Annotated in this window: 17 protein-coding genes; 7 read left to right on the top strand and 10 right to left on the bottom strand. The window is 45.1% G+C overall.

The genetic code is table 11. The features are described 5' to 3' along the window. Positions 1-6: 6 nt before the first annotated feature. The 5 genes from murD to J699_RS01075 form a co-directional block, all read right to left on the bottom strand. A complete protein-coding gene (murD, locus tag J699_RS01055) occupies positions 7-1,359 on the bottom strand; it encodes a UDP-N-acetylmuramoyl-L-alanine--D-glutamate ligase (RefSeq protein WP_032871214.1) in 1,353 nt (450 codons plus the stop codon). A gap of 114 nt (positions 1,360-1,473) precedes the next feature. Then, positions 1,474-1,764: a hypothetical protein gene (locus tag J699_RS01060; RefSeq protein ID WP_032871216.1), complete on the bottom strand. Its 291-nt coding sequence runs from the start codon at positions 1,762-1,764 to the stop codon at positions 1,474-1,476. Between the two features lie 52 nt (positions 1,765-1,816). After that, positions 1,817-2,068: a DUF6587 family protein gene (locus tag J699_RS01065; RefSeq protein WP_005281026.1), complete on the bottom strand. Its 252-nt coding sequence runs from the start codon at positions 2,066-2,068 to the stop codon at positions 1,817-1,819. Between the two features lie 53 nt (positions 2,069-2,121). Beyond that, positions 2,122-3,975 (bottom strand): ferrous iron transporter B, encoded by a 1,854-nt coding sequence (gene feoB / locus J699_RS01070; RefSeq protein ID WP_032871219.1) that lies wholly within the window; start codon positions 3,973-3,975, stop codon positions 2,122-2,124. Then, positions 3,972-4,232, bottom strand: a complete 261-nt coding sequence (locus J699_RS01075; RefSeq protein WP_005226344.1) for a FeoA family protein — start codon at positions 4,230-4,232, stop codon at positions 3,972-3,974. The genes feoB and J699_RS01075 overlap by 4 nt, the downstream gene beginning before the upstream one ends. Before the next feature lie 149 nt (positions 4,233-4,381). Between J699_RS01075 and xerD the strand changes: the two genes are divergently transcribed. The 4 genes from xerD to thrC all read left to right on the top strand — a co-directional run bounded on the left by xerD (position 4,382) and on the right by thrC (position 8,920). Next, complete coding sequence (xerD, locus tag J699_RS01080; RefSeq protein WP_032871223.1) at positions 4,382-5,302, top strand: site-specific tyrosine recombinase XerD; 921 nt, start codon at positions 4,382-4,384, stop codon at positions 5,300-5,302. A 124-nt stretch (positions 5,303-5,426) separates the two neighbouring features. Further along, a complete protein-coding gene (locus J699_RS01085; RefSeq protein WP_032871226.1) occupies positions 5,427-6,242 on the top strand; it encodes a DsbC family protein in 816 nt (271 codons plus the stop codon). A gap of 129 nt (positions 6,243-6,371) precedes the next feature. Continuing rightward, positions 6,372-7,673, top strand: coding sequence for a homoserine dehydrogenase (locus J699_RS01090; RefSeq protein WP_004773963.1), 1,302 nt, complete (start codon positions 6,372-6,374; stop codon positions 7,671-7,673). A gap of 107 nt (positions 7,674-7,780) precedes the next feature. After that, complete coding sequence (thrC, locus tag J699_RS01095; RefSeq protein ID WP_004656353.1) at positions 7,781-8,920, top strand: threonine synthase; 1,140 nt, start codon at positions 7,781-7,783, stop codon at positions 8,918-8,920. Positions 8,921-9,046: 126 nt separating this feature from the next. Here the strand turns inward: thrC and pbpG are convergent, their stop codons facing one another. Beyond that, a complete protein-coding gene (pbpG, locus tag J699_RS01100) occupies positions 9,047-10,111 on the bottom strand; it encodes a D-alanyl-D-alanine endopeptidase PBP7/8 (RefSeq protein ID WP_126687697.1) in 1,065 nt (354 codons plus the stop codon). Between the two features lie 210 nt (positions 10,112-10,321). On the opposite strand from pbpG, the gene J699_RS01105 reads away from it, so the two are divergent. Genes J699_RS01105 through J699_RS01115 form a run of 3 tightly spaced genes read left to right on the top strand, consistent with a single transcriptional unit; the run spans position 10,322 to position 14,007 of the window. Further along, positions 10,322-10,957, top strand: a complete 636-nt coding sequence (locus J699_RS01105) for a response regulator (protein ID WP_004773961.1) — start codon at positions 10,322-10,324, stop codon at positions 10,955-10,957. Positions 10,958-10,983: 26 nt separating this feature from the next. Next, entirely contained in the window at positions 10,984-12,552 is a 1,569-nt protein-coding gene (locus J699_RS01110; protein ID WP_032871232.1) for a sensor histidine kinase, read from the top strand. 18 nt (positions 12,553-12,570) lie between these two features. Further along, complete coding sequence (locus J699_RS01115) at positions 12,571-14,007, top strand: sigma-54-dependent transcriptional regulator (protein WP_032871235.1); 1,437 nt, start codon at positions 12,571-12,573, stop codon at positions 14,005-14,007. 40 nt (positions 14,008-14,047) lie between these two features. Here J699_RS01115 and J699_RS01120 read toward each other — a convergent pair whose 3' ends face one another. From J699_RS01120 to lptF, 4 genes are all read right to left on the bottom strand, one after another. Next, positions 14,048-15,220, bottom strand: coding sequence for a S41 family peptidase (locus J699_RS01120; protein ID WP_005281046.1), 1,173 nt, complete (start codon positions 15,218-15,220; stop codon positions 14,048-14,050). 9 nt (positions 15,221-15,229) lie between these two features. Continuing rightward, positions 15,230-16,774 carry a 2,3-bisphosphoglycerate-independent phosphoglycerate mutase gene (gene gpmI / locus J699_RS01125; RefSeq protein ID WP_032871237.1) on the bottom strand — a complete coding sequence of 515 codons (1,545 nt, stop codon included), beginning with the start codon at positions 16,772-16,774 and terminating at the stop codon, positions 15,230-15,232. 122 nt (positions 16,775-16,896) lie between these two features. Next, complete coding sequence (gene lptG, locus J699_RS01130; protein ID WP_005281054.1) at positions 16,897-17,967, bottom strand: LPS export ABC transporter permease LptG; 1,071 nt, start codon at positions 17,965-17,967, stop codon at positions 16,897-16,899. Continuing rightward, positions 17,967-19,067, bottom strand: coding sequence for an LPS export ABC transporter permease LptF (gene lptF / locus J699_RS01135; RefSeq protein WP_005226334.1), 1,101 nt, complete (start codon positions 19,065-19,067; stop codon positions 17,967-17,969). The genes lptG and lptF overlap by 1 nt, the downstream gene beginning before the upstream one ends. Positions 19,068-19,198: the final 131 nt, after the last annotated feature.

The raw sequence follows: 19,198 nt of genomic DNA, 5'->3' as shown, positions 1-19,198 counted from the left end.
TAGGTCTTATTTTTCATTCAAGGCATGCACACATGCCACGAATTGATGTCCGCGATCATTATAGCTTTTAAACATATCAAAGCTGGCACAAGCCGGTGAAAGTAATACCACATCTTCTGCCTGAGTCGCTTTTTGTGCCATTGCCACTGCCTCTTTCAGACTGGCAGCATGTTGAATCACGGTTGTACCTTGAATTGCCTGTTCAATCACTGCTGCATCTTCACCAATCAGAATCGCAGTCTTGACGTATTTTTGAATGGCATCGCGTAACGGCTTGAAGTCCTGTCCTTTACCTTGACCACCCAAAATCAATGCCAGTTTGCCATTTTTTACTTCAATGGCTGCACCCAGCCCATCAATCGCAGCAAGGGTCGCACCGACATTGGTGCCTTTCGAATCATTGTAATAACGTACGCCGTCAATGCTTTGAACGTACTCACAACGATGTTCCAGACCTTTAAAATGCTTTAAGCTTTCTAACATCGAAGCCATCGGTAAACCGATCGCCTCCCCCAGTGCCAAACAGGCCAACGCATTGGCAACGTTATGCATGCCTTGAATGTACATCTCGGAAGTTTTCAGCAAACGTTCTCTGCCACGGGCCAGCCACATGCTGCCATCCGCATCACGTAACACACCATATTGATTTAAATCAGGTGCATTCAGACCAAAGCTCTGCATCGGGGTCACATCAGGCACCAAAGGACGACTCAAATTATCGTCACGGTTATACACCACTTTTTTCACGCCTTGGAAAATGCGATGTTTGGCCTTGTGATAACCCAGCATATCGCCATGACGGTCGAGATGATCTTCGCTCATATTCAACACCACAGCCACTTCTGCATTCAGGTGCGATGTGGTTTCAAGCTGGAAGCTCGATAGCTCCAAAATGATTAATTCAGGGTGATCTTTAAGTAAATCCAATGCAGGGCGGCCCAGGTTTCCACCGACAGCAACTTTCTTACCAGCATCTGCTGCCATCAATCCGATTAAGGTGGTGACAGTACTTTTCGCATTTGATCCTGTAATCGCAACAATCGGCACATCTGTAGCACGGCGTAATAACTGAATATCCCCTACCACTGCAATGCCTTTTTCCATTGCTTGCTGAATTTCTGGAAGTTGCGGTGCCAGCCCCGGACTCAGAATAATTTCTTCTGCTTGTAATAAAAGATCCGTATCCAGTTGACCAAAGCTGGTCCGCACACCTGCTGGAATCTGGTCATGTCCTGGCGGGGTTGCGCGTGAGTCTGTGACTGCAACCTGGTAGCCCTGTTCGTGTAAAAAATTAACCGCGGATACACCGGAAATTCCCAAGCCAGCTACAACTTTTAATCCACCGCGCTGTATTAACATTTTTGCCCCATTTTTCGCAGATCACAGAATGGCAAAAATGTTAGCACTTTACTGTTTTAAATGCTTTTTCAGTTTTGGTTTTATTCAATCTTTTTTGTGTCAGTGCGTAAAAGCTTAAGCAGGTATAAAAAAGCCAATCCCCAATAAAGCCAAGATTACGGCCCCTAGCCAATCTACAGATTTAAATGCATAAGCTTTGATTTTAAGATCAATGAATTCTGGTCTTAGCCATAGGTAAATCAAGATTAAACATGAAATAAGCCAGGAGAGAGTTTCTTTATAAATATTCAGACCTTTAAACAAAGCAAAAAGATAAAGCAAGGTCACCACCAGAATAAAGCTCAATAAAATCAATTTATGTTTAGAGCTTAATGATTGTTTTTTACTGATTTGAGTCTGATTCATTTTTCTTGTTTCCAAAAAAATGCCCATCTTAGGATGAGCATTTTGAGTTTTATCAACGCCATTTCACAGTTTGCACGGATTCTGTTTTTTTGCTTTCAGCCTCATCGGTTGAACAGCCACAGCTTCCCCCACAACCCGCCACCATTTTAGGTTTTAACCATACTGCCAAACGCTGCCAGCCCATACGCTGACAGGTATTAGACAAGGCTAAGAATGCTGAACCTGCTGTTTGAGGGAATACCTTCTTAAAGACTACAACAGCACTCCACAGCACCAATACAGCAACAATCAAGTACTCAAACATAAGCGTCTCTCCAGTGGTTCCTCCCTTTTTCAAGGGAGGTTGAGTAGGATGTCTTAACCCCAGATGCGTGATGCAATCTGGTAAGTGAAGAAAGACATTAAATAGGCCAGACCAAACAGGTAGGCCGTCATTATCGATACATGTTTCCATGAACCTGTTTCACGGCGTACCGTTGCCAAGGTCGCTAAACAATGCGGCGCATAAATGAACCACACCAATAACGACAAGCCTGTCGCCAATGACCAGCCCGTACCGTCCGCACTAATCAGATGCGACAGACCCTGCGCAATTGCATCATCATCCGCACCCGATAAGGCATATACCGTACCCAAAGCCGCAACCACAACTTCACGCGCAGCCATGGCCGGAATTAATGCAACCACGATCTGCCAGTTAAAGCCAACTGGTGCAAAGATTGGCTGAAGCAAATGCCCTAACATCCCTGCAAAACTATAATCGATGTCAGGTAAAGTCGCCCCTTCTGGCGCTTGCGGGAAAGTACATAAGAACCAAAGTAAAATCGACAGGGCAAAAATAATGCCACCGACACGTTTTAAGAAGATCTTACCGCGATCCAGCAAGCCAATCCCGACACTGCGAATATCCGGAATACGGTAGCTTGGCAGTTCCAGTAACAATGCATGCTGTGATTTATCTTTCTGCAAAAATTTCATCACGATTGCCACACAGAGCGCACTGACAATACCCGACATGTACAGACCAAATAACACCAGACCTTGCAGGTTGAAAATGCCCCATACCGTTTGACTTGGAATAAAGGCAGCAATCAATAAGGCATAGACCGGTAAACGTGCCGAACAGGTCATCAGTGGCGCAACCATAATCGTGGTAAAGCGATCACGTGGATCACTGATACTCCGGGTGGCCATGATGCCAGGCACCGCACAGGCAAAGCTTGACAGCAATGGAATAAAGGCACGACCACTTAGGCCTGCTTTAAACATCAATTTATCCAGCAAGAAGGCAGCACGCGGTAAATAGCCCGATTCTTCCAACACTAAAATAAAGAAGAATAGAATCAAGATTTGTGGCAAGAACACCACCACACTACCGGCACCCGCAATAATCCCATCAACCACCAAACTATGCAGCAAAGGCTGAGAGATATGCTCGCCTAATGCTTCACCGAACCAGGCAAAGAATTCTTCAATGCCATCCATAAACGGCGCCGCCCAGGCAAACACGGCCTGAAAGACAATAAACATCATGATTGCAAGGCTAAGTAAGCCGAGAACAGGATGTAAGAAAATTTTGTCGAGGAAATCGGTACGCTTGTCTTCCTGATCAACAAAGTTCACCACATCTTTGAAAATCATATCGATTTTCTGATGATGAGTCCCGGTCAAGCCACTCAATTCAGTCTGTGGAACACTATACTTTTGCTGATCTAAGGCATGTAACAGGTTTTCGATACCAGCGTTACGCACCGCCACGGTTTCAACAACTGGTACACCTAAACGCTGTGAAAGTTTCTGGGTATTGATCTGGATACCACGACGGCGTGCTTCATCCATCATGTTCAATACAACCAGAATCGGACGGCCCAGCTCAATCACTTCCAGCACGAGACCCAGATGCAGCTTTAAGTTTGTGGCATCGACCACGCACAGGAAGGCATCTTGCTGGCCTTCTTCAGCGATTTTGCCCTGACAGACGTCACGGGTAATTTCCTCATCTGGACTGGTGGCTTGTAAACTATAAGTCCCAGGCAAATCCAGCACACGTACGGACTTTCCAGAAGGAAGCTGAAAATGTCCAACTTTACGTTCAACCGTCACGCCCGCATAGTTGGCAACTTTTTGGCGCGTTCCAGTTAAATGATTAAATAAAGATGTCTTACCGCAGTTTGGATTTCCCACAAGGGCAACACGTAACGCATCACTCATGCAGGTGCTCCTTCAAGTTGAATTTCAATTTTATCAGCTTCCGCCTTTCGTAACGCAAAACGCGTAAAACCGAGCTGGATTAGAATCGGATCACCACCAAAAATACCTTTGGTAATCACTTGCACTTGTGTACCAGGCACAAAGCCTAAACTTTCTAAACGAACCGCAACTAAATCTGGCTGTTGTGTCTCATCGACCAAGCGATCCACTTTCGTGATCACCGCTATCTGCTTGACTTTTAATGCTGACAATCGCACCGCTCTAACCCTTTACGCTCTTTATTATAGTATACAAGCAAATGAGAATAATTACCAAAAACAATCTCAATGGCATTTACCCTTTTGACAGTTCGACAACAATTCATTTTTCTTTTACAGTGCAGACAAGAAGGTTCAGCCAGTCCATTATGTTAAATAAAAAACCACGTATTCCAGCCGCCGTTAATATTCCGGAACATCTCGGATTTTTACAGGGTTTTCGTGATTATTTAGTCGCTCAAACGGTGAGTCCGCATACCCGTAATGCGTATTTATCGGACCTGATCCAATGTAGTGAATTGCATCGAACTGCCACCCTACCCGAATGGTCGAGTGACGATATTGCAGATGTGCTGATTGCGCTGACCAAGGCTGGAAAAAGTCCCCGTTCAATTGCCCGCTGCCTTTCTGCCTTAAGACAATTTTATAAATTTTTACGAGAACAAAAACTCAGGGAGGATAATCCCGTTGCGACACATCATTCTCCTAAAATTGGCCGGGCTTTGCCCAAAGATTTGTCTGAACAAGATGTTGAAGCATTGATCAATGCACCTGATACCAGCACTGCACTAGGCCTACGCGACCGTGCCATGTTCGAAGTACTGTATGCCTGTGGATTGCGCGTATCAGAATTACTCAACCTGAAACTTGAACTGATCAATTTAAAACAGGGCTACTTACGGATTACTGGTAAAGGCAATAAAGAGCGTCTGGTGCCTTTGGGGCAATTTGCCTGTGACTGGATTGAAAAATATTTGCTGGAATCACGCCCGCAACTGTATAAAAGCAGCACGGATTATTTATTTCTGACCCAGCACGGCGGCATCATGAGTCGTCAGAATTTCTGGTACGCGATTAAGCGTTATGCCTTACAGGCCAATATTCAGGCCGAGCTATCACCGCATACCCTACGCCATGCTTTTGCCACCCATTTACTCAATCATGGTGCAGACCTGCGCGTGGTACAGATGTTATTGGGCCATAGTGATCTTTCCACCACGCAAATTTATACCCATGTCGCCCAACACCGTATGCAAGAGTTACATGGCAAATACCACCCACGCGGCTAAAATCACCGTCTGTCCTGAATAGGTCTTAAACTTGGTTTTGTTCACACAGCATCAGCAAGATTTAACGAAGTGATTGTTTTTTTTTGGTATGCTAAAGCCCTTAAAACGTACAAAAAGGTTCTATATGTTGTTTACTCGGTCTCAGCTTGTAATTGCTTGTACATTAGCATCAACATTATTCATCAGTGCTTGCTCAAAAGAAAATTCAGCACAAAAACAAGATGCACTCACGGCAAGTGCACCTGCGACAGGTGAGGCTTCAACCTTAAATGAACGTAATGCACAGCAGCGTTTAGTCTCTACATTAGAAAAACATTTCAAGACAGCCAACATCAATGCCAAAATTCTTGCTGTCAAGAAAACTGAAGTACCCAACCTGTACTGGGTGAGTCTGGAAGGGATGGGTTCGGTCTATGCCACCGCTGATGGCCAATACATTATTCAGGGTGATGTGGTGCGTTTAGGCGACAAGCAACTGCACAATGTCAGTGATGCATTACAGGCCACCGAAAATAAAAAGCATTTGGCTTCCCTCAAGACTGAAGACTTGATCGTTTATCCGGCACAAGGTGGTAAAGCCAAACATGTGATTTATGTATTCACCGATTCAAGCTGCCCGTATTGCCATAAATTGCATGAACACCTGGCTGAAATTAATGCCAAAGGTATTGAAGTGCGTTATATCGCATGGCCACGTGGCGAACAATTCATGCCAACCATGCAGGCTATCTGGTGCAGTAAAGACCGTAAGGCTGCATTTGAGCAAGCAACTCAAGGTCAGCCTGTGACTGCTGCAGAATGTAAGAACCCAGTTCGTGATCAATACCAACTGGGCCTGAACATGGGCGTAAATGGCACACCAGCGATTTATAACGTTGAAGGAGAATATTTAGGTGGTTACATGACCCCTGAAGAAATTGTTCAACGCTTAAACAAATAAGGTAAACATTCCTTTCAAAATAACAAAGACCCGGGCGACAGATGAAAGATGATCTTAGCCCTAGTGTCTCCGCATTTTTTTAGCTATGATCAAGCTTCATTAAAATGATTGAATATAATGGAGTGTGACGTGAAACCAGTTCGTCTGGCGATACTCGGTCTTGGTACTGTAGGTGGTGGAGCCCTTAAATTACTACAAGAAAATGCTGCGGAAATTAAACGCCGTACCGGTCGAGAAATTCAAATTACACACGTAGGCACACGCCGTCCACGTCCAGATTTACAACTCGAAGGAATTAAACAAAGCGATGACTTGATGGAGATCGTGCGTCAACCTGATGTTGATGTAGTGGTCGAAGTCATGGGTGGCATTCATCCTGCGTATGAAGTCATTATGGAAGCCATTAAACATGGCAAACAGGTGGTGACAGCCAATAAAGCATTACTGGCTGAACATGGCAATGAGCTATTTAAGGCAGCAGAAGACAATGCGGTGCAGATTGCTTATGAAGCAGCAGTTGCAGGCGGGATTCCAATCATTAAAGTCATCCGTGAAGGTCTTGCAGCCAACCATATCGAATGGCTTGCCGGGATCATCAATGGTACAGGCAACTTCATTCTGACTGAAATGCGTGAAAAAGGTCGTGCCTTTGAAGATGTGTTAAAAGAAGCGCAAGAACTTGGTTATGCTGAGGCGGACCCAACCTTTGATGTTGAAGGCATTGATGCTGCACACAAACTCACCATTTTAGCTTCATGTGCATTTGGTATCCCGTTACAGTTCAATAAGGTCTATACCGAAGGCATCAGTAAAATCACAGCTCAGGACGTGAAATATGCAGAAGAACTTGGTTTCCGTATCAAGCACTTGGGTATTGCACGCCGTGCCGACAAAGGCATTGAGCTACGTGTGCATCCAACCCTGATCCCTGCGGAAGAATTGATTGCCAATGTCAATGGCGTGAAAAATGCCGTACTGGTGCAAGCCAATGCCGTTGGCCCGACTTTATATTACGGGGCTGGTGCTGGTGCAGGTCCAACTGCTTCAGCTGTGGTTGCAGACGTGATTGATATCGTGCGTGATATTTCGTATACCGAAGATGGCGCTGGAACAATTCCTCAGCTGGCCTTTGAAGCACTCACCAATGTGCCAATCCTCAGCCGTGAAGAAATGACCACAGGTTATTACATTCGCCTCAACGCTGAAGACCAAACTGGTGTATTGGCAGATGTGACGACCATTCTGAGCCGTGCTGGTATCAGTATTGATGCCATCATGCAGCAATCGCGCTTAAAAGACCTGATTCCAATCGTGATTTTAACCGATCCGATCGTTGAATCTAAAATGGACGAAGCGCTTGCCCAAATTCAAGCATTACCTGCAATTCGTGGCGAAATCGTGAGAATTCGTTTAGAATCGCTCGATAGTTAATCAGTTTAAATCCCCTCACCCTTCTTCACTCAAGAATGGAACTGCTCTCTTTTGAAAGGGAGCCTGTTGAGCGGGATTTTTTCTCTACCTTATATTGGAACACCATCATGTCGAATGCCAATCGTTATACTGGTCTTGTAGATCGTTATCGTGACCGTTTACCTGTGTCTGCAACTACACGCGCAATTTCTTTAGGTGAAGGTAATACTCCACTGATTAAACTCGAGAACATTCCACGTATTATTGGCAAAAACGTCGAAATTTATGTGAAATACGAAGGTCTGAACCCAACCGGTTCATTTAAAGATCGTGGTATGACCATGGCGGTGACCAAAGCAGTTGAAGAAGGCTCTAAAGCGATTATCTGTGCCTCTACCGGTAATACTTCAGCAGCAGCGGCAGCTTATGCAGCGCGTGCAGGCATTAAAGCATTCGTGTTGATCCCGGAAGGCAAAATTGCCATGGGTAAAATGGCGCAGGCAATGATGTACGGCGCGATCACCATGCAAATCCGTGGTAACTTCGACGATGGTATGCGTTTGGTCAAAGAAGTGGCTGATCAGGCACCTGTAACAATTGTCAACTCGATCAATCCGTATCGTTTGCAAGGTCAAAAAACCATTGCTTATGAAATCGTGGAAGCATTGGGTCGTGCACCTGATTATCACTGCTTGCCTGTCGGTAACGCGGGGAACATCACCGCACACTGGATGGGTTATACCGAAGCGGTTGCCAACCAACCTGCGGATCAGTTCGAGCAAGTGATTTATGATGCCGCGACAGATCAGTTCACAGGTCCTAAACCAGAAGGCCTGCCAACCATGGTGGGTTACCAAGCTTCTGGCGCTGCGCCATTCTTACGTGGTGCACCTGTTGAAAACCCTGAAACAGTTGCAACTGCAATCCGTATCGGTAATCCACAAAGCTGGAACCATGCTAAAGCAGTGGTACGTGACTCTAAAGGCTGGTTCGATGAACTTCAGGACAGCGAAATCCTGGAAGCACAACGTTTACTTTCAATGTACGAAGGCGTATTTGTAGAACCTGCGTCTGCCGCTTCAATTGGCGGTGCAATCCGTGACATCAAGGCAGGTAAAATTGCTGAAGGTTCTGTGATTGTATGTACCGTGACAGGCAATGGCTTAAAAGATCCAGATACGGCAATCAAGCAATGTGCTGATGCCGTGATGTTGTCTATTGACGCAACCATGGATCAGGTCAAAGACTCTATTCTTTCAAATATGTAAGCATCAAGTCTGAAATAAAAAAACCAGTTGCCCGCAACTGGTTTTTTTATGGGTTCACTTAGAATCAGTCATTTCTGACGGCAATAAAAAACGCTTCATTAAGAAGCGTTTTTACATCAACCGACATTAAACACGTTTTGGCAAACTGCTTAACCAGGTTAATAAATTGGTTGCATCACTATTGCGTGCTTGTGAACTTGGTGCACCCAATAACACGACCACAGCGGGACGTGAATTCACCGTCGTATGCATCACCACACAACGACCGGCTTCATTGATATAACCCGTTTTTGACAGGTTAATATTCCAGCCACCATTACGCACTAAAGCATTGGTATTGTTCGACTTGAGTACACGATAGCCAAGGTTGAAGTCATAGGTTGGTGTGGTTGAGAATTGGCGGATAAGACCGTATTGCGAAGCGGTACTCACCAGAATGCCTAAGTCACGTGCAGAAGAGACATTATGCGGATCAAGCCCGGTTGACTCAGCATAACGTGTCGAAGTCATGCCCAATTGCCTCGCTTTGGCGTTCATCGCTGCAATAAATGCAGGACGACCACCTGGATAAGTACGTGCCAATGCAGCCGCCGCTGGATTTTCAGACTTCATCAAGGCAAACAACAATGCTTCAGCGCGGTTCATCTTATCGCCAGCACGTAAGGTTGAGCTTGAGTTTTTACCGCCTGCACCCGCGAAATCAATCGACTCAAGGGTAATCTCTTCCGACATGTTTAAGCGCGCATCAGCAGTCACCACCGCAGTCATCAATTTGGTAATTGAAGCAATAGGAACCGACATGTTACTGTTTTTGCTGTACAGCACCTCACCTGTTTGTGCATCCATGACCAGCGCAGCACGTGCATTCACTGACGGCTGGCTGCTATAGCCAAACGTATCGCGAATCTGTGTCGATTGCTGCGGAGCACTTGAGGATGAAATTGAAGCTGAACCACCGTTACGTAATGTTGTGGTCACAGAGGTTGAACCTTGAGGACCAATCTCTAAGGGTTCATCATCTTCCATTAACTGGCTCGCATCACTTGCTGACCAGTTTAAGGTTGCTGAACCACTCGCACGCGAAGAAGCTGGATTGTTATTCACAACCAGTTCAGCAAAACTTGTTGAACTCCACGCCAACAAGATAGACATGCTTAGAACATGCATGATAGATTTTTTAGAATTTTTCACGACACAATACTCAACTCAGGACGCTGCACATTTGCGCTTACCACCATTATGCCTTACATTTGAACAAATCGGGTAAAGCTTTTGTAGACACAATTGTGTACAACTATTCTCTAAAAACGAAGAATAGGATTGCTAATTTTGTCGTTTCATTGCAAGCTAATTTTGCTTTATGTAACAAAAAACCAGTGTTTTTGAAAAAAGGAGGTCTTCTTGATCACTGTTCTCGTTGTTGATGATCATGAACTCGTGCGCACCGGGATTTGCCGTATGCTCGAAGACCACCCCGATGTCGAGGTGATCGGACAGGCTGAATCTGGAGAAGAAGCGATTGCGCTGGTTCGCCAGAAACATCCCCAAGTGGTATTGCTAGACGTGAATATGCCTGGCATTGGTGGAGTTGAGACAACGCGACGTTTATTGCAGAGTGCACCTGAAACCAAGGTCATTGCTGTCAGCGGTCTGGCGGAAGAGCCCTACCCATCCCTTTTACTCAAAGCAGGTGCCAAAGGCTATATCACCAAAGGTGCGCCAATCTCTGAAATGGTCCGTGCGATCAATAAAGTCATGCAAGGCGGCAAGTATTTTAGTGCGGATATTGCCGAGCAACTGGCGAGTTCTTACCTTTCTGACACCCAGCAGTCTCCTTTTGATGCTTTATCAGAACGTGAAATGCAGGTCGCAATGATGGTAGTGAACTGTATCAGCGCCCAAGAAATTGCAGATAAATTATTTGTCAGCGTGAAGACTGTAAATACTTATCGCTACCGTATTTTTGAAAAACTCGCGATTGACAGTGATGTCAAACTGACGCATCTTGCGATACGCTACGGACTGATCAAACCTTAAAATACTTACAATAATAGTCAACGCCTATGTTAGGGAAAATTGCATCATCGGTCTCTCAGACCGTCTATCGACTGGGCGTTTGGTATAGCGGCTATCGGCTGATTATTGCCGTTAGCCTGCTGCTGATTTATTTACTCACTGCCGAGCAACTCAGCAGTAATTATATTTATCCAAGCTTATATTTTTATACCCTGATTGCGTATATCACGCTGAATATCATTCAGCTTTTTGTCTTGCATCTGATACCTGTGCAGGTGTCCAGACAGTTGATTGTGATTTTCCTGATTGATGTGATCTGCTTGAGTTTAATCACATTTTCGGCAGGTGGGCCGAATCTGCAACTGAGCTTGCTCTATGTCATCATTATTTTCTCCTCGGCCATTTTATTAAATTCACAGTTATCACTGATCATCACCCTGTTTGCCGTGATCATGGTGGTTTACCAGCGCTTTTTGGGTGACTTCTTTGATTCAGCCAATTTAACTCATCTCGGCAATAGTATTTTTCTGGCCTTTTTATTTTTTGTGGTGCATGCCATTGGCCGAATTGCGGTTCAACGTTTTAAGATTTTAGAAACCCTCACTTTCCATCAATCGATTGAAATCCATCAACTGCAAAATATTAACCGTTATATTCTCGAGCAGATTGAAGACGGTTATCTGGTCCTGGATGAAAGCAACCATATTGTGCTGACCAATCCGGCAGCCAACACCTTACTGGGAATTTATCTACCTGTTTCTCTTGAAAAAACGCCATTAATCAAATTACAACCGGATCTATTTGAACTGATCAAGTTTAGTGATTTAAAAGACGGTGAAGAGTTCAGTTTTGAATCACAACAAAGCCCGTATACGGTTCATGTTCGGGTTAAACATCTGATCGTTCCTGAACAAGCGCTGGTGTTACTGATCTTAAAAGATGCCCAGAAACTGACCCAGCAGGTGCAACAACTCAAGCTGGCGGCATTAGGTCAACTTTCTGCCAGTATTGCCCATGAGATTCGCAATCCATTGGCCGCCATTGTTCAGGCCAATGAGTTACTCAAAGACAGTGATGCACATCAGCAAGAAATGCTGTCACGCATGATTAGCAAGCAAGCCAAACGTATTGATAGCATCGTCCAAGATACTTTGGCGATGGCTCGCAATCGGCCAACCGAAGCCCAACCCATCCAACTCACCTCGTTCTTTGACAGTTTATTGAATGAAGATCTGGCTGATGCCAAACAGATGATCCGGTTAAAACAACCCGAACAGACGACGATCGTATTTGATGAAAAACAATTACGTCAGGTGCTGATTAATCTGATCCGGAATGCGTTACGTCATAACGCCACCGATGCCCCCTTTATCGAAGTGGATGTTCATGAAAAAGAAGGTCGAATCTGTATTGATGTCATCGATTTTGGGATGGGTGTCTCAAAACGGGATATTTCTCAGTTATTCAAACCATTTTTTAGTACCGAAATTAAAGGAACTGGTTTAGGATTGTACTTGTCTCACACATTTTGCGAGGCGAATCATGCAAAGCTCACCTATATAGAGCGACAACAAGGAGCATGTTTCAGGATGGAATGCTCAAAATTCATAGATTAGATTAGGTTTTTCGGGGAAATGGCAACAAAACAACCACTCGTCTTGCTCGTAGACGATGAAGAGGATTTATGTCTTTTAATGCAGATGACGCTTGCGCGGATGGGCATCAAAACACATATCGCTTATCGGGTCGAACAGGCAAAAAAATTCTTCACTGAATTCCAGTACGATGCATGCTTAACAGATTTAAATCTTCCGGACGGGAATGGTTTAGACCTGGTAAAACATGTCACTCAAAACTATCCTAATACGCCGATCGCAGTGCTTACTGCCTATGGCAACATGGACATCGCCATCGCAGCACTTAAAGCAGGTGCCTTTGACTTTGTCAGCAAACCGGTCAACCAGATGCATCTGGATCAGTTAATCCAGAAAGCTTTGAACCGGCCTCAGCCAGAACAGGAAGCTGCTGAAACTGCTTTAGAAAACAAGCTTCTGATTGGACGTTCAGCACCGATCCAGCAACTTCGCATTGCTTTAAAGAAAATTGCACGTTCTCAAGCACCTGTATTTATCACAGGTGAATCAGGTACAGGCAAAGAAGTCGTAGCCAATCTGGTACATCGTTTAAGTAACCGCAGCGAAGGGCCGTTTATTGCCATTAACTGTGGTGCCATTCCAACGGAATTGATGGAAAGCGAGTTATTTGGACACAAGAAAGGCAGCTTCACTGGCGCAACACAGGACAAGCAAGGCTTAATTCTTTCTGCACACGGTGGTAGTTTATTTCTGGATGAAATTGCTGAATTGCCGTTAAACATGCAGGTCAAATTACTACGTGCGGTGCAGGAAAAGAAAATTCGTCCGGTCGGTTCAGATCAGGAGATTGATGTCGATTTCCGTGTGATCAGTGCCAGCCATCAGGATCTAGAAATGCTGGTCCAGCAAGGCCGCTTCCGTCAGGACCTGTTCTTCCGTATTCATGTCATGGATCTGGTGTTGCCGCCATTACGTGAGCGTGGTCAGGATATTCTGTTACTGGCCAATCACTTTATTCAAAAGATCAGTCAGGAATGGGAAGTGTCGGTGAAGACACTGTCTTCTCGTGCAGAGCAGTTCTTGTTACAGCAATATTTCCCGGGCAATGTACGCGAACTGCGTAATATCATTGAACGTGCCATTACACTCAGTGATGATGAAACCATTGATCTGGCTCACTTGCAAACTGCGCCGTTACGTAGCTCAATTGCAAATCCGGCGCCTGCATTTGCCAATGCACCGGCAGAAGAAATCGAAACGCCTCAACATTCTGCCAGTCCAACAATGAGTTCGAAAAAACTTCCAGCAGAAGGTTTGGAGCGCTATTTAGAGAATATCGAAAAAGAGATTCTGCTAAATGCCTTGAATCTTACCCACTGGAACCGGACTTTAGCGGCGAAAAAGTTGGGAATGACCTTCCGCTCTTTACGCTATCGACTGAAAAAATTCGGTTTGGATACCGAAGATGATGAATAAGTTTTAATCATAAAGCCCCTTTATTAAGGGGCTTTATTTTTTAATATCTACTTTTCAACACCAGATCAGTGACATGTTCCAGGTAGGTATCTTCTTTCATTTCAGGTGGCAAAGGCGAAATCTGGTTCGGCTGAATGCCTTGCCCTTCAATCATGTTGCCATTGGGAGTGTAGTAATGTGAGACCGTCATTTGCAAGGCAGCGCCACTCGGTAACGGGAACAGCTTCTGCACCACCCCTTTACCATAACTGTTTTCCCCCACGACCCAGGCACGCTTATGTTCTTTCAGCGCCGCGGTAAACACTTCTGCTGCCGAGGCGGAGCGTTTATTAATTAAAATGCCGAGTTTCAGATTCTGAAATTCAAAGGAAGGTAGGGCCTGAAATTGTTGATCACCTTCAGAACGGCTTTTGGTAGTCACAATCAGTCCCTGATTCAGGAACAAATCCGCTGACTCAACCGCAGCAGACAATAATCCCCCCGGATTATTACGCAAATCCAGAACCACGGCCTTGAGTTTGCTAGAGCTATATTCTTCGATTAAACGTTTAATTTCATTGGCAGTGTCTTGCTGAAACACTCTAATTTTAAGTACAAGTACCTGATTATGCATTAAAACAGGTTCAATATCGGTTTCTACTTTCTTGTTTCGGACCAGAATGGTGGTGCTGTTATTATTCTCGGGCTGGATCTGCACGGTACTGCCAATTGAGCCATACAGCAGGCCTTGTACCTGATCCTGATTAAGATTTTTTAATTCCTGATTGTCCACTTTAATAATGGCTTGGCCATTGCGCAAACCCAGCTTGCTCGAATCAGAACCCGCTTTTAAATCCTGAATCTGCCAGGATTTAGCATGTGCATCATAATTTAAATTAAAATCGACCGAGGCCAGATCGCCTTCGGTATATTGAATCAGTTGACGGTATTCTTCTGCCGACAGATAACGGGAATAACGGTCCAGACCACTGACCAGTCCTTTAATCGATTGCTGAAATAACGCATCGTCCGACTTCTTATCGACATAGTTATCTTTCACAATCCCGTAAATCTGGACAAATTGCTGAATCGATTCAATCGGGACTTCCGCCGTACGCGGCGCGTCTTCGGTCCATCCCGATGCATGGGTAACGGGTGCAGCATCAATACTATGCCCCCAACACATCAACAAACTTGCACATAAGGCTCGGTAAATGTTGTTGTGCTGGGTCATTGCTTCACCTTATTTTAAAGTAATTAAGTTCTTACCCTGCATTTCTGGCGGTACAGGAATGTGCATTAAATGCAGGAGTGTTGGCGCCACATCAGCCAATACCCCGCCTTCTGCAATAATTGCTTGCGTCGGGCCAACATAAATAAATGGCACCAGTTCAGTGGTATGTTGGGTATGCACCTGACCACTGTCATAGTCTTGCATTTGCTCTACATTACCATGATCCGCAGTAATTAACATGTGTCCTTTGTTTGCCATGACCGCATCGTAAACACGACCCAAGCAGGTATCCACCGTTTCAACCGCTTTGACTGCTGCATCAAAAACGCCGGTATGCCCGACCATATCACCGTTGGCATAGTTCACCACCAACAGATCAAACTCACCTGAATTGATGGCATTGACCAACTCATCGGTCACTTCATAAGCGCTCATTTCAGGCTTTAAATCATAGGTTGCAACATTTGGGGATGGAATCAGGATACGCTTTTCACCCGGATATTCATCTTCGCGACCACCGCTAAAGAAGAAGGTCACATGCGCATATTTTTCAGTTTCAGCAATACGCAATTGGGTTTTACCCAAATCAGACAGGTATTCACCAATCGAGTTTTTCAGCCCTTCTGGCATATAGGCAACTGGTGCATCAATGCTGGCCTGATAACGGGTCAACATCACGAATTTAGATAAATTCGGCAGCACTTTACGTTCAAAACCGGCAAAATCCTTTTCCACAAATGCACGGGTAATTTCACGGGCACGATCGGCACGGAAGTTCATGAATACAATGCTGTCGCCATCTTGTACTTTGGTGACATCACCGATGCGCGTGGCTTTAACAAACTCATCATTTTCATTGGCTGCATAGGCTTGTTCCAAACCTTCAACCGCAGAATTAACTACACGTACAGCTTCGCCTTCTGTAATTAAACGATAAGCCTGTTCCACACGATCCCAACGATTGTCACGATCCATCGCGAAATAACGGCCAATCATCGACACAATACGACCCTGAATTGGATATTGTGCGAACAAGGCATCCAGTTTTTCTAATGATGGTTGCGCACTGCGTGGTGGTGTATCACGGCCGTCCAGAAAAGCGTGTAAATACACTTTTGCACCGCGTTTTAACGCCAGTTCGCACATGGCGACAATATGATCTTGATGCGAGTGCACACCGCCTTCCGACAACAAGCCCATCACGTGTACGGCGCCATTGGCTGCTTTGGCCTTTTCAACCGCATCGACCAGAACTTCATGCTCAAAAAAAGCACCGGTACGAATGTCTTTAGTAATACGGGTGAAATCCTGATACAATACACGACCTGCACCCAGATTCATATGCCCGACTTCAGAATTACCCATTTGACCATCAGGCAGACCGACATCTTCACCGGAGCCAGAAATTAAACTATTCGGATGCTTGGCTTTCATTGCCGTGAGGTTGGGTGTTTTTGCTGCCAGAAAGGCATTGTCATCAACTGCTTCACGATGTCCTACGCCATCCATGATTACGAGAACGTGAGGAATTTTGCCAGCATTTGCATCCGTCATAATGGACTCTCTATTTGTCGATCATTTGTTCGGTCTATTTTACCGAAGTTTAAGGTATTTCTCTATGACCCCACTCATGGCTTTCATCAATAGCGATGATAGCGCCCATGAATCAAAGTCCTTTATCTTGCTCGATAAAGTAAGTAACTGCCTACCATAAAGATGAGCACCACCGGCATCAGCACAAACCATGCTGGAGAAGGGGCATAAACCAGACTCGCATAGCCGAGGAAATCTTGTAAGTAGAAAAAGCCCAGTCCGGTAAATAAGGCAATCACCAGACGGAAGCCCATCGACTGTTGGCGTAATGGTCCGAAAATGAATGAACAGGCGATTAACACCAGCGTAATCAAGGCAAACGGCGAGGTCACTTTTTGCCAGAACGCCAGCTCATAGGTTTTCGGTACCTGACTATATTCATCCATATAGCGCATAAAACTAATCAGCTGGCTTGGAGACAAATCTTCCGGGTCAAGGGTGACCATATGTACATATTTAGGCTGCAAGGCCAAACCCAGCGATTGCTGTGCATGATCGGTTTTAATGGCATTCCCTTGAGCCAGTAAATCCACCTGATGTGATTGTTCTAGCGTCCATTCGCCATCTTTAACAAACTGGCCCTTTTCAGCATTCACAAAAGACTGCAAACGGTAATCCTGATCAAAATCAATTGACTGGATATTACGTAACTGGCCTTTGGAATTGGCATAGTCAATATAAATAAAACGCTGCCCTTCACGGGTCCAGTAACCTTTGACTTCACCCAACGCCGCCACACTACGTTGCTTCTTGATACTTTGTGCCTGTTCATTGGTATAAGGAATCACCCATTCGCTCAGCACAAAGGACAATACAATCAATAGCAAGGCCGAACGCATTACCCAGCCGACGATTCGCCATAAGCTAATCCCGACCGAGCGCATTACAATCAGTTCACTGTTGGAAGCCAATGCACCCAGTCCCAGCACCGAGCCAATCAAGGCTGCAACAGGAAGGATTTCATAAAGATAATGCGGCGCTCCCCACATCACGTACAGGAAAGCCTGCCAGGCATTATAGTCAGGTTTGAGCGAACCTAATTCACCTAAATAGGTAAACAGAACCTGTAAGAAAGATAACACCAGCGTCGTGCCCAGCATGGCCAGGATCGTGGTTTTTGTCACATGTTTGGCGACTATTCGACGTGCTAACATCACAACCCCACTCGCTGAATACTTCTCTTAAATTTTGGTGCTAATTTTTGTTTACGCGCAAAAACGGCTGCGGCAATGGCATAAACAAGAAGAACCACTGGATATGCCCAGATATCAAGTTCTTCCTTACTGATTCGGGTCTTAATCGCAATCAATAACACGATCAGGCTGGCAAAGATAAAGATCGCGGGAATCAAACGATAGTAACGACCTTGACGCGGACTCACCTCAGACAATGCGACCGCCAGCATTAAAGCCACGATAATCACAAAGGGACCAAACACACGCCAGCCCAGTTCACTACGCACGACAGGATCATCACGTTTTTCCCATAACTTGGACATGGATAATGCTTCAACATCACCACTCTCAAATTTTACGTCTTTGTCATTTTCTAAACGTAAACGATAAGACTGAAATTCTGCCTGCGTGTAACGTGGTTGATTCGGATAAATCTCGTAACGGCGCCCCTGAACCAGATCCACCACATTGGCGGTATCATTGGCCACTTCAACCCGTGTTGCTTCTTTAGCCAGAATCATGACATCAGGTTTATCTGCCTGATTGCCTTTCTGATAGAAGAAAATATCTTTTAAGTTCTTGCGGTCTTCTGAAAGTGATCCCGCATAAATGGTATACGGCCCTGAAGAAATAAACTCTTTCGGACGGACCAAGTCAAATCCGGTCCGTACTGCCTGGGTACTGGTCAGTTTTTCAAACTCACGTAAGCCCCACGGCCCCATCCAGACCATTAAGCAGGTCTGTACCACCAGATATACCACGGTCATCGGCAACAGTAATCGGGCCAACTGATTGCGGCTAACGCCACTGCCATTTAAAACCGCCATTTCGTGGTCGACATACAGACGCCCGAACACCAGCATCAAGGCAATAAAGAAACCCAATGGTAAAATCAGTGTTAAAAATTCAGGTAAACGATAGCCGATAATGCTAAATAAGATCCCTGCATCCAAACGACCTTGAGCTGCGACGCCAAAATACTTGATCAAACGACCACCCATCATGATCATGGTCAATAGACCAATAACGACGAGAGATGTCGAAACCACCTGTTTGACGAGATAACGCCGAATAATCAAAGTAATACTTCCAAAAGACCAATCGAAGGTAACGCTAGTTTACCCGAATGTTAAAAATATAAAACCTATCGCTTGTTGCGGATTGCAACCTCATATCTGAAAGTGTTTAATGGACTTATCTTTCTTTTTTT

It is taken from the genome of Acinetobacter sp. 1000160, assembly GCF_000588715.1.
In the GTDB taxonomy this organism is placed as follows: Bacteria; Pseudomonadota; Gammaproteobacteria; order Pseudomonadales; family Moraxellaceae; genus Acinetobacter; species Acinetobacter courvalinii.
This window is presented reverse-complemented; position numbering and strand designations above follow the sequence as displayed.